The 16,862-nt window shown below is 48.3% G+C and carries 12 protein-coding genes and 1 tRNA gene; all 13 read right to left on the bottom strand.

Annotated elements, in window-relative coordinates; all coding sequences use genetic code 11:
• Positions 1 to 22: 22 nt before the first annotated feature.
• On the bottom strand, positions 23 to 208 hold the full coding sequence (locus BQ7400_RS06610; RefSeq protein ID WP_072469867.1) for a hypothetical protein: 186 nt from the start codon (positions 206 to 208) through the stop codon (positions 23 to 25).
• Between the two features lie 160 nt (positions 209 to 368).
• Entirely contained in the window at positions 369 to 716 is a 348-nt protein-coding gene (locus BQ7400_RS06615; RefSeq protein ID WP_072469868.1) for a Spx/MgsR family RNA polymerase-binding regulatory protein, read from the bottom strand.
• A gap of 14 nt (positions 717 to 730) precedes the next feature.
• Positions 731 to 2,149, bottom strand: coding sequence for an adenylosuccinate lyase (purB, locus tag BQ7400_RS06620; protein ID WP_072469869.1), 1,419 nt, complete (start codon positions 2,147 to 2,149; stop codon positions 731 to 733).
• Positions 2,149 to 7,062, bottom strand: coding sequence for a phosphoribosylformylglycinamidine synthase (locus BQ7400_RS06625; protein ID WP_072469870.1), 4,914 nt, complete (start codon positions 7,060 to 7,062; stop codon positions 2,149 to 2,151). Before BQ7400_RS06625 ends, purB begins: the two co-directional genes overlap by 1 nt.
• Before the next feature lie 10 nt (positions 7,063 to 7,072).
• The gene (gene purH, locus BQ7400_RS06630) at positions 7,073 to 8,587 is read right to left on the bottom strand and encodes a bifunctional phosphoribosylaminoimidazolecarboxamide formyltransferase/IMP cyclohydrolase (protein ID WP_072469871.1); all 1,515 of its coding nucleotides are present in this window, start codon (positions 8,585 to 8,587) and stop codon (positions 7,073 to 7,075) included.
• Between the two features lies 1 nt (position 8,588).
• Positions 8,589 to 9,149 carry a phosphoribosylglycinamide formyltransferase gene (gene purN, locus BQ7400_RS06635; protein WP_072469872.1) on the bottom strand — a complete coding sequence of 187 codons (561 nt, stop codon included), beginning with the start codon at positions 9,147 to 9,149 and terminating at the stop codon, positions 8,589 to 8,591.
• Positions 9,131 to 10,165 carry a phosphoribosylformylglycinamidine cyclo-ligase gene (purM, locus tag BQ7400_RS06640; protein ID WP_072469873.1) on the bottom strand — a complete coding sequence of 345 codons (1,035 nt, stop codon included), beginning with the start codon at positions 10,163 to 10,165 and terminating at the stop codon, positions 9,131 to 9,133. Before purM ends, purN begins: the two co-directional genes overlap by 19 nt.
• An 8-nt stretch (positions 10,166 to 10,173) precedes the next feature.
• Positions 10,174 to 11,523 carry an amidophosphoribosyltransferase gene (purF, locus tag BQ7400_RS06645; protein WP_072469874.1) on the bottom strand — a complete coding sequence of 450 codons (1,350 nt, stop codon included), beginning with the start codon at positions 11,521 to 11,523 and terminating at the stop codon, positions 10,174 to 10,176.
• Between the two features lies 1 nt (position 11,524).
• A complete protein-coding gene (purC, locus tag BQ7400_RS06650) occupies positions 11,525 to 12,223 on the bottom strand; it encodes a phosphoribosylaminoimidazolesuccinocarboxamide synthase (protein WP_072469875.1) in 699 nt (232 codons plus the stop codon).
• A gap of 404 nt (positions 12,224 to 12,627) precedes the next feature.
• Positions 12,628 to 12,703 (bottom strand) — tRNA-Lys (locus BQ7400_RS06655).
• A 95-nt stretch (positions 12,704 to 12,798) separates the two neighbouring features.
• On the bottom strand, positions 12,799 to 14,067 hold the full coding sequence (locus BQ7400_RS06660; protein WP_072469876.1) for an ABC transporter permease: 1,269 nt from the start codon (positions 14,065 to 14,067) through the stop codon (positions 12,799 to 12,801).
• Positions 14,068 to 14,748: an ABC transporter ATP-binding protein gene (locus BQ7400_RS06665; protein ID WP_034439977.1), complete on the bottom strand. Its 681-nt coding sequence runs from the start codon at positions 14,746 to 14,748 to the stop codon at positions 14,068 to 14,070.
• A complete protein-coding gene (locus BQ7400_RS06670; protein WP_072469877.1) occupies positions 14,741 to 16,711 on the bottom strand; it encodes an efflux RND transporter periplasmic adaptor subunit in 1,971 nt (656 codons plus the stop codon). Before BQ7400_RS06670 ends, BQ7400_RS06665 begins: the two co-directional genes overlap by 8 nt.
• Positions 16,712 to 16,862 lie beyond the last annotated feature (151 nt).

Below are 16,862 nucleotides of genomic sequence, written 5' to 3' on the forward strand. Positions count from 1 at the left end.
ATCGCTTTTTGCTTTTACATTTTCACTTGGAAGTAAGCTTATTTCCTTTTTCCAAATTCAAAAATCCCTGGCATACAAGTCCTAAAGACAGGAGAATTAAAGCACTTTCTGTAGAGACCACCTTTAAAATCAATAGTACAAGAGAGGCAACCCCCATTGCCAGGGTCAAGGCTGTAAAAATTTTTACTTTTAATTGGTCTTCTTTCAATTTTCTTCCCCCTATTTCATGTTAACTTAACTTCTTTTATCCTACCATACCCATGTAAGTTTTCTTTTCCAGCCAGGTAAAGTTTTTTTAAATTTTACACAGACCATTTATTTTCTCTATAAGCAAAAAATCCCTCCATCCGTAGATGGGGGGATTTCATTTATTCTCCTAAGAGATATTTTTTTACCTGGGGTCCCACCAAGACTTGGTCCTTACTTACCAGGATGGGTCTTTTGATCAACATGCCGTTGGAGGCTAGAAGCTTGTATTTTTCTTCCAGGTCCATGTCCTTGAGCTTGTCTTTCAAGTTCAATTCCCGGTAGACCATACCTGAGGAGTTAAAAAACTTTTGAATGTCCAGGCCCGACCTCTTGTGGAGGTCTTTGAGTTCCTCCACAGAGGGTGTTTCCTTGTCAATTTCCCGGTAGTGGTAGTCCAGGCCCTCTTGGTCCAAGAGTTTTTCAATATTTTTACAGGTTGAGCATTTTTTATATCCGATTAATTCCATTTGGATCCTCCTTTTTACACGTGCAATTGGGCATGGTAGTCTTCCACATCCTGGAGGATGGGGTCAATGACTTCCTTGACCAATCTTTCCACTTGTTGAGGACTGCGTCCCACAAATTTTTCTGGAGAAATCAGGTCCCGGATCTCTGCTTCGGATAGGCCAAAGGCTGGATCTGCAATAATCCGATCAATGAGGTCGTTAGATAGGCCTTGGTCCTTAACCCGGGCTGCAGCTGCCTGGGAGTGGGTCCGGATGTGTTCATGAAGTTCTTGTCGGTCTCCTCCTCTTTTTACGGCTTCCATAAGGATATTTTCTGTTGCCATAAAGGGCAGTTCTGCCTTGAGATTTTTTTCAATCATCTTTTCATGGACCACCAGGCCTTGGCTGACATTAATGGCAATGTCCAAGATGGCGTCCATGGCCAAAAAGCTCTCTCCAATGGAAATCCTCCGGTTGGCTGAATCGTCCAGGGTCCGTTCAAACCATTGGGTGGCATAGACCAGGGCCCCGTTGCCGGCAGCTTGGATGACATACTTGGCCAGGGAAGAAATCCGTTCGGACCGCATGGGGTTTCGCTTGTAGGCCATGGCGGATGAACCGACTTGGCCCTTTTCATAGGGTTCTTCCACTTCTTTTTGGTGTTGCATCATCCTTAGGTCATTGGTCATCTTGTGCATGGTTTGGGCCAGGCTGCTGATGGAGGCCAGGATTTCTTGGTCCACCTTTCTGGAATAGGTTTGGCCTGTTACTTCATAGGCCTTGTCAAAGCCCATGGCCTTGACCACCAAGTCCTCCAATTGGTCTACCTTGTCCCCATCTTCAAAGAGTTCCATAAAGGAAGCCTGGGTTCCTGTGGTCCCCTTGACCCCTCTCAGGCGGAGGAGGTCCCGGCGTCTTTGGATTTCTACATAGTCCATGTAGAGGTCATAGAGCCAAAGGCTGGCCCTCTTGCCCAGGGTGGTGGGTTGGGCCGGTTGGTAGTGGGTGTAGGCCAGGATGGGCAGGTCCTTGTAGTCCATGGCAAAGTCCCGAACTTGCTTGATGAGGACCTTTAGCTTTTTCAAGATCAGGTCCAGGCCCTCCCGCATAAGGATTAGGTCTGTATTGTCTGTGACGAAGCAAGAGGTGGCTCCCCAGTGGATGATTCCCTTGGCAGAAGGGGCCAACTCTCCATAGGCCTTGATGTGGGCCATGACGTCGTGACGGGTTTGGGCTTCAATTTCTGCTACTCTTTGGTAGTCAATTTCTTCCTTGACCCTTTCCAGGTCTTGAATTTGTTGGTCGCTAATGGACAGTCCCAATTCCTTTTCCGCCTTGGCCAGGGCGATCCACAAGTTCCGAAAGGTTTGGAACTTGTGGTCGTCGGAAAAGATATAGGACATTTCCTTGCTGGCATAGCGGCTGGTCAAGGGATTTTCATACTTATTTCTCATTAGTCCCTCCTCATGAAGTCGACACCGGAGCCGATAATTTCTTGAATTTCCACATCCGGTATATTTTTGTATAGTTGGTCACAAACCCTTTCTGAATGGCCCATTTTCCCCAGGATTTTTCCATCTGGTGACATAAGGCCTTCAATGCCATAGAAGGACCCATTGGGGCTTTCCTTGTAGACTGTGGCAATTTGGTCTCCTTCCAACAATTTTTCCATCATACTTTCAGAAATAATGACCCGACCTTCCCCATGGGAAATAGGGACAAGATAGTCTTTTTCTGTAGAAAGTCTCCGGGTCCAGGGACTCTTGTTGGATAAAACCTTGGTTTGGACGAATTTAGCAATGTGACGGTTGGAATTGTTGTAATGGAGGGTTGGGTCCTCTTGGTCCAAGACCTTGCTTTGACCATAGGGGAGGTAGCCTGTTTTAATCAGGGCTTGGAAACCATTACAAATTCCCAGCATCAGGCCATCTTGGTCTCTTAGGAGAACGTCAATGGCTTCTTTTATTTTGGGGTTTCTTAGGACATTGGCAATAAATTTACCTGATCCATCGGGTTCATCTCCCATGGAAAAACCTCCAGGCAGGGCCAGGATTTGAGCGGACTTGATTTTTTCAGCCAGGTCTTGGATGGACTGGTTGACATGGTCCGGGCTCAGGGTGTTGAAGACGAAGATTTCCGCTTGGGCTCCTTCTTTTTCAAAGGCAGCGGCTGTATCGTATTCGCAGTTGGTTCCCGGGAAAACGGGAATGATGACCTTGGGTTTGGCCACAGGGTGCTTGGATTTTTCTTGCCGGTCCTTGATTTTAACCCTCTTGGTCCAGTCGATATCCCGACTTTGGATGGTGGGGGAATAGATGGAGTCAAAGCGACCCAGGTAACCCTTTAAGAGATCTTGGTAGGCAAAGGTCCGGCCATTAACTGTAAAGTCTTCCCCTTGGCAGGTTCCCAGTTCTTGAACTCCCGGAATATCTTCCTTGTATTCCAGGATAAAGTCTCCATAACGGGGCAAGAAGAAGTCTTCTGTTTTGACCTCTAGGCCCACCCGGTTCCCAATAGCCATTTCAAACAGGGTCACCAGGATGCCCCGGTGGTTGATGGCTGCCAGGCTTAAAATATTGCCGGCTTGGTTTTCCTTCTTGATGGTTTCGAGGTTTTTCAACCAGGCATCCAGGTCCACTCGCCCATCTTCTTGGTGGGGAACTGCTAGGAGGCCAATTTTTCCAGTCCCCTTTAATTCTGGTGTCATGATCCGGTCTGCTGGACAGGGTCCACAGGCAAAGGACAGGAAGGTTGGAGGAACATTTAGGTCTTCAAAGCTTCCACTCATGGAGTCCTTGCCTCCAATAACGGGAATTTCTAATTCCTTGGTGATGGAGAAGGCTCCTAGGAGGGTCTTTAAGGGCTTGCCCCATTTTTGGGGGTCTTGACCCAATTTTTCAAAGTATTCTTGGAAGCTCAGGTAGACTTCATGGATGTCTCCTCCCAGGGCTACAAAGTTGGCCAGGGATTCTAAAACGCCATAGTAGCCGGCCAAGAATTGGCTTTGGTCTGCCAGGAAGGGGTTGAAACCGTAGGCCATAATAGACCCGGTTTTACTTTGGCCTTCCAGGCTGGGAATCAAGGCTGCCATTCCATGGACGGGACTTAACTGGTCTTTTCCTCCTAGGGGAACTACCAGAGACCCCCGACCAATGGAGGTGTCAAAGCGTTCCATGAGGTTCTTTTGGCTGGCCATGTTTAAGTCTTCCAACCTCTTGGGTAGGTCTTCCAGGTCTCCATCTTCCAAGAAGAAAGAGGGAAGGCCTTCGCTTGTAATCCGGGCTTGGTTTTCCCGGCTGGCTCCAGCTGAATCCAAGAAGCTCCGGTCTAGGTCCACAATAGTTTGACCCCCATAGGTCATGTGGAGTTTGCCAGTGTCTGTAACCTTGGCCACAAGGCTGGCTTCTACATTTTCCTCAACACAGGCTTTTTTCATAAAGTCCAAGTCCTTGGGATCAATGAGGATGGCCATCCGTTCTTGGGATTCTGACAGGGCAATTTCCTTGGGTTGGAGGCCCAGGTATTTCAAGGGCACTTGGTCCAGGTCAATATCTAGGGAATCGGCCAATTCACCAATGGCCACAGAAACTCCTCCGGCACCAAAGTCGTTACACTTTTTAATTTTTTGAGCCACCTGAGGGTTTCTAAAGAGTCTTTGAAGCTTTCTTTCCATGGGAGCATTCCCCTTTTGGACTTCGGCAGAAGACTCTGTAATGGAAGAAAGGTCATGGGCCTTGGAAGAACCTGTGGCTCCTCCAATGCCATCTCGGCCTGTCCGTCCTCCTACCAGGAGAATCAAGTCTCCCAGACCAGGTTTTAGCCGTTTGACATTTTCTTGGGGAGCTGCTCCCACCACAGCCCCAACTTCCATCCTCTTGGCCAGGTAGCCTGGATGGTACCACTCTTCCACTAGGCCTGTAGTTAGGCCGATTTGGTTTCCATAGGAAGAATAGCCCTTGGCGGCATTTTGGCAAATCTTTCTTTGGGGAAGTTTTCCCTTAAGAGTTTGGTCCAGGGGAGTAAAGGGGTCCCCGGCTCCTGTGACCCGCATGGATTGGTAGACATAGGACCGACCAGACAATGGATCCCGAATGGCTCCACCCAGACAGGTGGATGCTCCTCCAAAGGGTTCGATTTCCGTTGGGTGGTTGTGGGTTTCATTTTTAAACATCAAAAGATAGGGGACGACTTCTTCCCTGCCGTCTTTTTCAATGGTGACATCCACATAGACTGAGCAGGCATTAATTTCATCCGATACTTCAATTTTTTTGCAAATTCCCTCTTCCTTTAGGTACTTGGCCACAATGGTGCCCAGGTCCATTAGGGTGATGGGTTTTTTCTTCTTGACCCTGGTCTTCAGGTCCAGGTAGTCTTCCAGGGTCTTTTGGATTGTTTCATCCAACTTGGTCTTGACTGGGTCCACTTGGATATCCAAAACCGTATTAAAGGTGGTGTGGCGGCAGTGGTCTGACCAATAGGTGTCAATCAGGCCAATTTCTGTTACATTGGGGTCTCGGTTAAGATCTTTGAAATAATCTTGAACCAGGGCCAGGTCTTCCATGCTCATAGCCAGGCCTTGGTCTTCTAAAAAGTCTTGAAGGTCCTTTTGGCTGTAGTCTATAAAGCCTTGGTAGACGGGGTTTTTGGCCTCTACTGTAAAGTTTTCCTTGAGGCTGGTGGGAATTCCCAGAACTTGTCCTTCTTCTTCATCCACAGGGTTGATTAAGAAGGTCCGAATTTTTTCCATGTCCTGGAGAGTCACTTGGTCAAAGTCGTAGACCTTGGCAGTCTTGCTGGCCAGGTCATCCCGCCCCAGGGTCACCAGGATGGTGTCTAGGACCCCTTGGTTTCTTTGGTCAAATTGCCCTTGGTGGTATTGGACAACCAGGGGATTTTTAAAGTCCTTTTGAACTTGAAGAGCATCTCGTCCCAGGTAGAGGTCATCTACGGGAGGTTCTGCCAGGATGGTCCGGGCCACTTCTTGTTCTTCTTCCTCATTTAGGCCTTCAATGTCGTAGCGTTGGTAGACCTTGATCTTTAGAGGATGACCCAGGAGCTCTTCCAATTCTGTTTCCAGGTTCTTGGCTTCGATTTGGAAGGGGTCCTTTTTGGCCACATAGACCCGAGACACCGTGGGTCCAATGTCCTTGCGGTAGGTCTTGCCTTCAAATTGGACTTGCTCTGCAGCTTGGTAGACTTTTTTCTTAACCTCTTCAAAATCTTGGCCTTGGCCTGTAATGGACAGGACCCGACCACCGGAAGTCACTAGCTTTCCATCTTGGTAGCTGGTGCCTCCATGGTAAATAAGGACGTCTTGGTCCAGGCCTTCCAGGTTAATTTCTCTGCCTTTTTCATAGGACAAGGGATAACCTTGGGAGGCTAAAACCAGGGTTAGGACCTTGTTGTCCTTGATTTTAATTTGGTCAGGTAAGTTCCCTTCCATGGTCTTTTGGAAGAGGTCCAGGAGGTCCTCATCAATCCGGTTTAGGATGGATTGGGTTTCCGGGTCTCCAAAGCGAACGTTAAATTCCAAAACATAGATTCCCTTTTGGGAAATCATGCAGCCGATAAAGATGACTCCATGGAAGTCCAGGCCATCTTTTTTCAAGCCCTCCATAAAGGGGGCCAGGATGTCTTTTTCAATTTCATCCTGGTAGATGTCGGCTTGGTCATTGGGGCTGTAGGTCCCCATGCCCCCAGTGTTGGGGCCTTTTTCATTGTCGTATATCTTCTTGTGGTCCCGGGCGCTGGGAAGGAGCAGGGCCTTTTGGCCATCCACTAGAGCATGGATGCTCACTTCAAAGCCAGGGATAAATTCTTCCACTAAAACTTTTTTCTCTCCAAAGGCTCCCTCTTGGACTCTTTGGATAAAGTCTTCAATGTCCTCTTGCTTTTTGGCAATGACAACGCCCTTGCCCCCGGCCAAACCATCAGCCTTTAAAACCACCGTGCCATCCGCATCCAAAAGTTCTTGGGCTCTTTGGCGGATTTCTTGGGCTTCTTGGCAGGCATAGGCCTTGGCTGTCAAGAGACCATGGCGGTTGCAAAAGTCCTTGGCAAAGGTCTTGGACCCTTCCAATTGGGCCTCCTTGGCCTTGGGACCAAAAATCTTTAAGCCCTCTGCTTGGAAGGCATCGACAATTCCCCCTACCAGGGGAGCTTCCGGTCCCACTAGGGTAAAGTCGATTCCTTCTTTTTTCGCAAAGTCAACAATGGCTTCCCTATCTTCCAAGGCCAGGTCTATATTTTTTCCCAGGTCTTGGGTCCCGGCATTTCCAGGCAAAAAGTATAGTGAGCGACCTTCTTTTTTCACAGCATAGCCCAAGGCATGCTCTCTAGCTCCACTCCCTAAAATCAAAATTTTCATTCCGAACTCCTTAATGTCTAAAATGACGTGTATTGGTAAAAATCATGGCCATACCTTCTTGGTCACAAACTTTGATAGAATCCTCGTCTCGGATGGATCCACCAGGTTGAACGATGGCCTTGATGCCCATCTTGGCTGCCAGCTTGACGCAGTCGTCAAAGGGGAAGAAGGCATCACTGGCCAGGACTGCCCCTGTAAAGTCTCGGTCCTTGTGGTGGGTTTGGATGGATTCCAGGGCCCAAATTCTTGAGGTTTGGCCCCCACCGATTCCCAAAGTTTGACCGTCTTTGACAACAACCACTGCATTGGACCGGGCATACTTACAGACCAATTCTGCAAATTCCAAGTCCTTGACTTCTTGAGGGCTGGCTTCTTTTTTGGTCACTGTCTTCCAATCTGTATGGGCCAGCTTGTCTTTTTCTTGGATGATAAAGTCTCCTGAAGTGAACTTAATATCCATAGAGGCTGTTTGCTTTTTGAGGTCAAATTGGAGAACACGGAGGTTAGGTTTCTTCTTAAAGGCTTCCAGGGCTTGGTCTGAAAAACTCGGTGCAGCCACAACTTCTAAGAAGATTTCCACCATTTTTTCTGCTGTCTTGCCATCTACTTCTTGGTTAAAGGCCACAACTCCACCAAAGATGGATAAAGAGTCAGCTTCAAAGGCCTTTTCATAGGCTTGGTAGACGGTATCTGCCTTGGCTACCCCACAGGGTGTGGCATGTTTTAGGGCCACACAAGCTGGGTCCTTAAATTCCATAACCAATTCCAAGGCAGTATTCAAGTCGTTTAGGTTGTTAAAGGACAATTCTTTACCTTGGTATTGGTAGATGGACTTGTAGTAGGAATCCACCATGGGGTCCCGGTACCTGGCCGCTTTTTGGTGGGGGTTTTCCCCATAGCGGAGGTCAGAAATTTTCTTGAGACCCAGGGTTAGGGTCTTGGCCTTTTCTCCCAGGCGGTCTTGCATATAACGGCTGATCATGGCGTCATAGTAGGCTGTAGTGGAGAAGGCCTTCATGGCCAGGCGTTCCCTAAAGGCCTTGTCGTCAATTTCCCCATCCATGGCCTTGAAGACATCTTCATAGTCTTCTGGGTCTGTCAGGACATAGACAGATTGGTAGTTTTTGGCGGCTGACCGGATCATAGAGGGGCCACCGATGTCGATGTTTTCAATCATCTCTTCATGGGGGGCTTGTTTTTCCAAGTGACCTTCAAAGTCATAGAGGTTGCAAACCACCAGGTCAATGGATTCAATGCCATGGTCCTTGACGGTCTTGACATGGTCCTCCAGGTCCCTACGATAAAGAAGACCGCCGTGAACCTTGGGGTGGAGGGTCTTGACCCGACCATCTAACATTTCCGGAAAGCCAGTATAGGCAGAAATGTTTTCCACTTCAACTCCGGCATCTTGGATGGCCTTCATGGTTCCCCCGGTGGATAGGAGTTTGTAGCCCCTTTGGGCCAGGCCCCGGGCCAGGTCTCCAATTCCCCTCTTGTCCGTGACACTCAACAATGCATACGTCATTTCATACCTCCTCTAAGTGGGCTATTGCCTTGGGCAGTAGCCTATGTTCAATTTTCAAAACCTTGGCTTGGATTTCCTCTGGACTGTGGCAGTCCTCAATGCTGGTGGATTCTTGGAGGATGATTTGTCCCCCGTCCACCACCCCAGTAACCAGGTGGACTGTGGCTCCAGATTCCCTTTCTCCATGGGCATAAACTGCCTCATGGACATGGATTCCATACATCCCCATGCCCCCATACTTGGGTAGGAGGGAGGGGTGGATGTTTAAAATCAAGCCCTTAAAGTTTTCCAAAAAATAATCGCTTAAAATTCTTAAGTAGCCGGCCAGGACAATTAGGTCAATGCCCCGGCTTTCTAAGGCCTGTAAAATCTCGTCATCGTCCCTGGACACAAGACAGTCAATGCCATGCTTTTTGGCCCTTTCCAGGCCATAGGCATCTTCCTTATTGCTGTGGCAAAGGAGGACCTGGGATTGAAAGTCCCCCCGGTCCATGGCATCTAGGATACTTTGAAGGTTGGTCCCGGACCCGGAGACAAAGACGGCTATTTTATAAGTTCGCATACCTTGTTCCCTTGGACAATTTCCCCAATCTTCATGGCTTCTTCCCCAGACTCTGCAAGACTCTTTAGGACAGCCTCTTCATCTTGGGGGTCACAAATCAAGACCATGCCCATGCCCATGTTGAGGCTCCGGTACATTTCTTCAAATTCCACCATGCCTGATTCTTCAATGGCCTTAAAGACGGGAAGTTTTTCCCAGCTATTGACATGGACTCGGGCATTTAGGTTTTCAGGTAGGATTCTGGGAATATTTTCCACAAAGCCCCCACCAGTAATATTGACAATCCCCTTGAGGTCCACTTGGTCCAAGAGATTTAAAATAGCCTTGACATAGAGCTTGGTGGGAGTCAAAAGGACTTGGCCCAGACTTTGGTCTGTCCCCTTAAAGGAGTCTGTCAGCTTCATACCCAGTTCTTCTAAAAACAAGCGACGAACCAGGGAGTAGCCATTGGAGTGGATTCCTGAGGAAGCCAAACCGATGATGGAATCCCCTTCCTTAATCTTGGATCCGTCAATCATCTTGGCCCGGTCCACAATGCCTACAGAAAAACCTGCCAGGTCATATTCATCTTCCCCGTAAAGGCCCGGCATTTCCGCTGTTTCTCCCCCAATGAGAGAGCACATGGAATCCAAACAGCCTTGGGCAATACCTTCCACCAATTGACTAATCTTTTCCGCTTCCAGGTGACCACTGGCTATGTAGTCCAGGAAAAAGAGAGGTTTGGCCCCTTGACAGATCAAGTCATTGACACACATGGCCACCAGGTCAATCCCTACGGTATTGTGGATACCCAGTTCTTGAGAAATCAAAATCTTGGTTCCAACCCCGTCAGTAGAAGCTAGTAGGATGGGGTCCTCCATATCCTTAAAGGCCTTGAGGGAAAAGCCCCCGCTAAAGAGGCCGATATCTCCCACAACGCCATCCCGATAGGTTTTTTGCACCGACTTTTTCATCAATTCAACGGCACGATTGCCTTCTGAAATATTGACACCGCTTTGTTCATATGTTAATGCCATAGTTCCTCCTATAATACAATGGGATCCACCGGGTAATGACCGTCAAAACAGGCCATACACAGGTGGTCTCCGGCAATTCGGGCTGCCTTGACCATTCCCTCTTCCGAAATAAAACGCAGAGAGTCTGCCCCGATTTTCTCTTCAATTTCCTCCACCGACATATTGGCCGCAATTAAGTGCTTCCGAGACGGCGTATCAATACCATAGTAGCAGGGGTTGACCACCGGAGGTGATGTCACCCGCATGTGGACTTCTTTTGCCCCGGCTTCCCTGAGCCTGGAAATTAAATTGGCCGAGGTAGTTCCCCGGACAATGGAGTCGTCCAAGAGGACAATCCGCTTGCCACTTACCACATGGCTTAGGGGGTTTAACTTGAGCTTAACGGCCATTTCCCTTTCTTCCTGGGTGGGCTTAATAAAGGTCCGACCCATGTAGCGGTTCTTGACCAAGCCCTCTGCCAGGGGAATGTGAGAGGCTTGGGAATAGCCAATGGCCGAGGGAATCCCGCTGTCAGGGACCGCCACAACCAAGTCCACATCTACAGGAAATTCTTCATATAAAATTTCCCCACACCGCCGTCTAAAATTATAGGAATTTACCCCATCCAGGGTGGCGTCATTTCTGGCAAAGTAGACATATTCAAAGGAACAGTGCTTGGGCTTTTGTTCCTCTTCCATGGGGAAGGATTGGATCCCCTCTTGGTCAATCACCACCACTTCCCCGGGTTGGATATCCCGGATATACCTGCCACCAATAATATCAATAGGGGCATTTTCGCTGGACACAATCCAACCCCCATCAGGAGTATCCCCTAAAACCAAAGGACGGATTCCATAGGGGTCCCGGAAGGCCAATAACTTGTCTTCCAGCAACAAGACCACAGCATAGGCCCCCTTGATCAGACCCATGGCCTTGCGGACAGCTTGGACAATATCTCCCTTGTAGTAGCGGCTGATTAAGTAGAGGATGACTTCCGAATCAATGGTGGTTTGGAACATCATCCCTTCTTCTTCCAAACGGGTCCGTAAAATTTGATAGTTAATAAGGTTGCCGTTGTGGGCCAGACTCATGGTTGTATTTTTTGCAAAGGCCATAAGGGGTTGGGTGTTAAACTCAAAACTTCCCCCGGCTGTTGAATAGCGGACATGGCCAATCCCCATGGAACCCTGGAGGTCCTCCAAAACACCATCCTTAAAAACATCACTCACCAGGCCCATGCCCTTTTTCCGGACGATTTCAGACCCATTGGACACACTCATCCCGGCACTTTCCTGGCCCCGGTGTTGGAGGCTGGACAGGCCAAAAAACAACTTTTTGGCCACGCCCTTTTCATCATAAATACCAATTACCCCGCACATATTATCCTCTAATACGGTCTAAAACTTTTTGATAGCCTTCAGTTAAGTTGCCAAGGTCCCGACGGAAGATGTCCTTGTCCAATTTTTCCTTGGTCTTTTCATCCCATAGACGGCAGGTGTCTGGGCTGATTTCATCGGCCAAGAGAATGTTTCCGTCCTTGTCCTTACCAAATTCAATCTTAAAGTCCACCAGGGTTACACCAATTCCGTGGAAGAAGTCCTTTAAGAGGTCATTGATCTTCAAGGTTGTCTTTTTAATTTGGTCGTATTGGTCTCTTGTAACCAGGCCCAAAGCCACAGCGTGGTCTTCGTTCATCAAGGGGTCGCCCAGGTCATCATTCTTATAGGAAAGTTCGAAGGTGGGTTCCTTAAAGACAATGCCTTCTTCTACCCCATAGCGTTTGGCAAAAGAACCAGCAGAAATGTTACGGATAATGACTTCCAAGGGGAAGATTTCTACCTTTTTAGCCCGCATGTCTGTGTCGTTAAGGGTTTCAATATAATGGGTGTGGACGCCATTTTCTTCCAACATTTCGAAGATCCGGGTTGTAATGGCCAGGTTCAAGGCTCCCTTACCTTGGATGGTGGCCTTCTTTTCCCCATTACCAGCTGTGGCATCATCCTTGTAGCGGATGATAATTTCATCGTCCTTGTCTGTTTTGTAGACTAACTTTGCTTTTCCTTCGTACAATTTTTCCATCATATACCTCCATAAAATAAAAAAAGAGAACGTTCTTTTTCAGAATCATTCTCATGCAAATAAAGGGATAAACCTATCCATAGGACAAGTTAATGTAGTTTTAAGGCGTAAACCGGCAGGCAAGTCCAAGAAGAATTCTCTCTCCAGGCTAAAAAAAGTTGCAAAAGTCCTGTTTTTGTGACTTTTAGGCTTTTTACGCCGGTGAACTATAGACTTCGCCCTATTCATAGACCCCTCTAACCTCCCCGTGAATAAATATATTCTTTACAATAAGTGATTATATCATAAAATCCCCTCTTGAAAAAGTAGCAAGTGGGGATTCTTTTTGAAAAAACATCTTTAACTTTTAAAAAGCCCGAATATAAAAAAATCGTGAAGATTTCTCTCCACGATTTTCCCTAACTTGGTGCGCCCTGAGAGGCTCGAACTCTCGACACCCTGATTAAGAGTCAGGTGCTCTACCAGCTGAGCTAAGGGCACAAGTTAAGTACTTATATAGTATATTACTTGTCCCCTGCTTTGTCAATGAAAATTTTACGCTGGCTTTAATTTTTTCTTAAGCCTTCCTCTATTTCCTATTCATACCTCAAGGCCTCAATGGGATCTAATTTTGCCGCCTTGTTGGCAGGATAGTAGCCAAAAAAGACGCCAATGGCCATGGAAAAGCCCACTGCCACCAGGATGCTGAAAATAGAGGGCAGAGACCGGGTCCCAATAAGGCCTGACCCCACTAGACCCAAAAGGGTTCCCAGGAGAATACCAAAGATCCCTCCAATAATACAGAGAATCACCGACTCGATAATAAATTGCTTGCGGATGTCATTTTTTGTGGCCCCTAGGGCCTTGCGGATGCCAATTTCCCGGGTCCTTTCCGTTACGGAAACCAGGAGGATGTTCATGACCCCAATCCCCCCAACAATCAGGGCGATGCCAGCAATGGCTGCTACGGCTGTTTGGATACCGGCCATGGTGGACCCCACCTGTTTCATTTCCGATACCACAGAAGACACTTGAACCCGGGCCCGGCTGTTGTCGGCAAAGTATTTTTTGTTGATATAGTCTGCCAGGGTTTGGGAGTCTTCTTCTGCCTGGCCAGGATTTTTCAAAGAGATGAGAACATATTGGAAGACATCTTCATCGTCATAGTCTGAAGGAATTTCCTTAAAGGCCGTGGTGTAGGGCATATAGAGGGTTGACGTTTCCCCCTTGACATCTCCCAAAAGGGCCACATTGACCTTTTCATAGTGGTAGATGCCCACAACGGTTAAAACAACCAACTCCCCATCCTTATAAACCTTGACTTCGCTCCCCAGGGCCTTGTTGACGTCTCCCTTGTAGATCTTGTCCAAGACCTTGTCGGAAATAACGGCGACGTTTTTGGACTTTTTAATGTCCTGGCTATTTAAAAACCGTCCGGCCAGGAGTTTGACCTTGTCGGTTTTAGCCGCCCCAGGAGAGGTGGACTGGATGTTAACATTGATTTGCTTCTTGTCCTGGCGAACAACCCCTGGTCCTTCTGGCCCCTGGTAGACTACCTCGTCCACCAGGTCTCCCTGGGACTTTTGCACATCTTCCAGCATGTCTTTGGTCATGAAGTCATCGGGGTAAACCATGCCTTGTCCATCCTGGTCTTCTGGATTTTTTGCCTCTACCATAATATAGGCCGAGGAATTTCCAATGGTGTCAAAGGCCTTGTTGACGGACTTGGTCATGGCCGACCCAATGGTGGTGATGCCAATGACAGAGGAGATTCCGATGATGATGCCCAGCATGGTTAAAAAGGACCGCATTTTATTGGTGCGGATTCCTTCAATGGACAGCTTGATGGTTTCTAGAATATCCATTTAAACCTCCCTTAAGTGACCATCATCCATTTCATAAATTCGCCCGGCCTCCTGGGCCAGGTCCATATTATGGGTAATGACGATGATGGTTCTCTTTTCTTTTTCATGGAGGGTGTGGAAGAGGTCCATGACCTGGCGGCCAGTCTTGCTGTCCAGGGCCCCAGTGGGTTCGTCGGCCAAGATAATGGCGGGGTTGTTGGCCATGGCCCGGGCTATGGCCACTCTTTGCTTTTGCCCGCCGGACAATTCATTGGGCCTATGGCCCATCCGGTCTTCCATGTCTACCAGGGCCAAAAGTTCCTTGGCCCTTTCCTGCCTTTGGGCCCTGGGGACCTTGGCATAAAGCATGGGCAGTTCCACATTCTTCAAGGCATTGGACCGGGGGATCAGGTTGAAGTTTTGAAAGACAAAGCCGATTTTCCGACTCCGATAGGCTGAAAGTTCGTCGTCTTTAATGTCTTGGACATTGGTTCCAGCCAAGTCATAGCTGCCGGAAGTCTGCCGGTCCAAAAGGCCTATGATGTTCATCAGGGTGGACTTTCCAGACCCGGATTGACCCACAATGGAAATAAATTCTCCGTCGTAGATGTCCAGGTCAATGCCGTGGAGGATTTCCAATTCATTTTCCAGGCCGATGTTATAGGACTTGGTAATCCCCCGCATGGTCATAAGCTTATCCATCTTGGCCCTCCTCAGGGGCTTCAATAATGGTTACTACTTGGCCTTGGCCATAGCCTTGGGAGCTGGTTAGGACCTTCATCTTTTCCTTGAGGGCTGGACCTGTAATGGAACTTTCAAAGTCGTTGGACAGGCCCACTGTAACAGGCAGGGAAACCAGTTCATAGCGGTTCTTGCCCAGGTCCTTCAGGGAGAGGATGTAGTGGTTTTTGTCTCGTTCATAGATGGCGTCTGTTGGTACGGAGAAGGTGTTTTTTTCCTGGGACAGGATGTATTTTACCCGGACATTCATCCCGGGAGCCAAAAGACTTTCTTGTCCCTCCTTGATGTCGATGACGGTTTTATAGTAGACGTCCTTGGAGGGGGCTCCTTCCGCCTTTTCCTCAGGACCAGGAGATACGGAAACCACTTCTCCCATAAATTCCTTGCCTTCTACTGCATCCGAAGTTAAGACCACCTTGGTTCCCACGTGGACATCGTTGATGTTGTATTCTTTAATGTGGGATTCCACCCTTAGGGTGTTGACCGTTTCCACCCGGGCCAGGGCTTCTGCCGGTGTTTCCCCCAGCTTGGCCTTTAACTGGGTAATGGTCCCGGAAGCTGGAGCCTTAACCAGGGTTTGGTCCAGGGACTCTTTCAAGAATTTAAGTTCTTCCTGGTCTACATTATTTTTCCCGGCTTGGGCTTGTTGGAGACTGTCTTTTAGGTTGGCAATGTCATTGTCTTGAGCCACCCGGGCCCCTTCTAGGGCCTTAAGGGCTTGGTCATAGGCATTTTTTGCCACTTCCATATTTTGCTTGTAGGTCTTGAGTTGGTCTTCCCGGGCCTTCTTGTTTTTTACTTCCTTGTCGGCAGAAAGTTGGGCGTCGGACCGGGCCTTTTCCAATTCAATTTGGGCATTGGGGATGGTCTTGGCCATGGCTTCCACTTCCTTGTCCATGGCTTCGGCTTCTGCAAGATACTTTTCCCGGTCTCCTTGGAGCTTGGCCAGGTTTTCTGTCACTTGGGAAATTTCCAAGCGGGTTTTTTCTTGCCTTTCATTTAAGTCATCCAGGTCTTTTTGCAGGCCTTCGACCCTGCTATGGTTACTTCCTTGTCCATTATTTGGCGTCCCTGCCGGGGGATTTGCCCCACTGGCCTTTTCCAGGTCTCGATTTTTTTGGGAAATCTCCCTTGAGGTCTGGATGACTTGCTGGTTTAGGGAGTCCAGTTGATTTTTCAAACTGGCAATTTGTCCGTCCAAACTTCCGGCCCTGGACCGGCTGTCCATGGCTCTTTGGCTGGATTGGGCCAGGTCATCTCTCAACTGGCTGTACTTGACATTGCTGGAAGTTTCCTGGTAGGCCAGGCTATCCCTTTCCGATTTTTCGGCAAGCAATTCAGGATTGTAGCCTTGGTCCAAGGATCTTTTATAGTCCTCATAGACCTTTTGGGCCTGCTTGTAGGCATCAAAAGAAGCCACAAGGCTGGAATTGGCCCCTTGGACTCCGGGATTGGTTCCATTCTTTTTCCCTGTTACTGCTTCATAGAGCCGGTTTTTGGCAGCAGAAATTTGAGCCCCCAGGGTCTTGGCTTGAGCCGCTGCCGAGGCTTGCTTTTCGGCAATTTGTTGGCGGATGTCCTGGGAGTCCAACTCTGCAATCAAGTCTCCCTTTTCCACCCGGTCTCCCACCTTTACATGGAGGGCCACAATAGGGGATTGCTTTTGGGCATAGACATCCACCACCGTGGAACTTACCACCGTTCCCGTTTCATTAACTGCATTGGTTACATCCTTGTGCTTTAGGGTCACAACTTGGTTTTTTGTCACCTGGATTCCAGCATCAGGTCTCAGGGCCTTCATAAGGCCAGTGGCTACCAGGACCACCACCAGGACTAGGCCCAGGATGGAAAGCAACTTGTGCCTGGCAAAAAAGGCGCCCCCCTTCTGGGCCATCTGAACCAGGAATCTTCTTATTTTTTTCATCTCCATCTCCCTTCTATATTTTCATGGCTTTTATTCCTTTATTATATCTTATTATTCTAAAGGCTTTTTTAACAAAAGTCTAAGTTTTTTTTAATATTTTCCCCTGGTCTATCTTGGAATTTAGCCAGCTAATTTCTGGAAAAACCCTATA

This window comes from Urinicoccus massiliensis, from assembly GCF_900120405.1.
GTDB lineage: Bacteria > Bacillota > Clostridia > Tissierellales > Peptoniphilaceae > Urinicoccus > Urinicoccus massiliensis.

Coding starts and splice junctions, on each gene's coding strand:
- BQ7400_RS06615 (WP_072469868.1), bottom strand. CDS start 716: ATGGAATTAATCGGATATAAAAAATGCTCAACCTGTAAAAATATTGAA.
- purB (WP_072469869.1), bottom strand. CDS start 2,149: ATGAGAAATAAGTATGAAAATCCCTTGACCAGCCGCTATGCCAGCAAG.
- BQ7400_RS06625 (WP_072469870.1), bottom strand. CDS start 7,062: ATGAAAATTTTGATTTTAGGGAGTGGAGCTAGAGAGCATGCCTTGGGC.
- purH (WP_072469871.1), bottom strand. CDS start 8,587: ATGACGTATGCATTGTTGAGTGTCACGGACAAGAGGGGAATTGGAGAC.
- purN (WP_072469872.1), bottom strand. CDS start 9,149: ATGCGAACTTATAAAATAGCCGTCTTTGTCTCCGGGTCCGGGACCAAC.
- purM (WP_072469873.1), bottom strand. CDS start 10,165: ATGGCATTAACATATGAACAAAGCGGTGTCAATATTTCAGAAGGCAAT.
- purF (WP_072469874.1), bottom strand. CDS start 11,523: ATGTGCGGGGTAATTGGTATTTATGATGAAAAGGGCGTGGCCAAAAAG.
- purC (WP_072469875.1), bottom strand. CDS start 12,223: ATGGAAAAATTGTACGAAGGAAAAGCAAAGTTAGTCTACAAAACAGAC.
- BQ7400_RS06660 (WP_072469876.1), bottom strand. CDS start 14,067: ATGGATATTCTAGAAACCATCAAGCTGTCCATTGAAGGAATCCGCACC.
- BQ7400_RS06665 (WP_034439977.1), bottom strand. CDS start 14,748: ATGGATAAGCTTATGACCATGCGGGGGATTACCAAGTCCTATAACATC.
- BQ7400_RS06670 (WP_072469877.1), bottom strand. CDS start 16,711: ATGAAAAAAATAAGAAGATTCCTGGTTCAGATGGCCCAGAAGGGGGGC.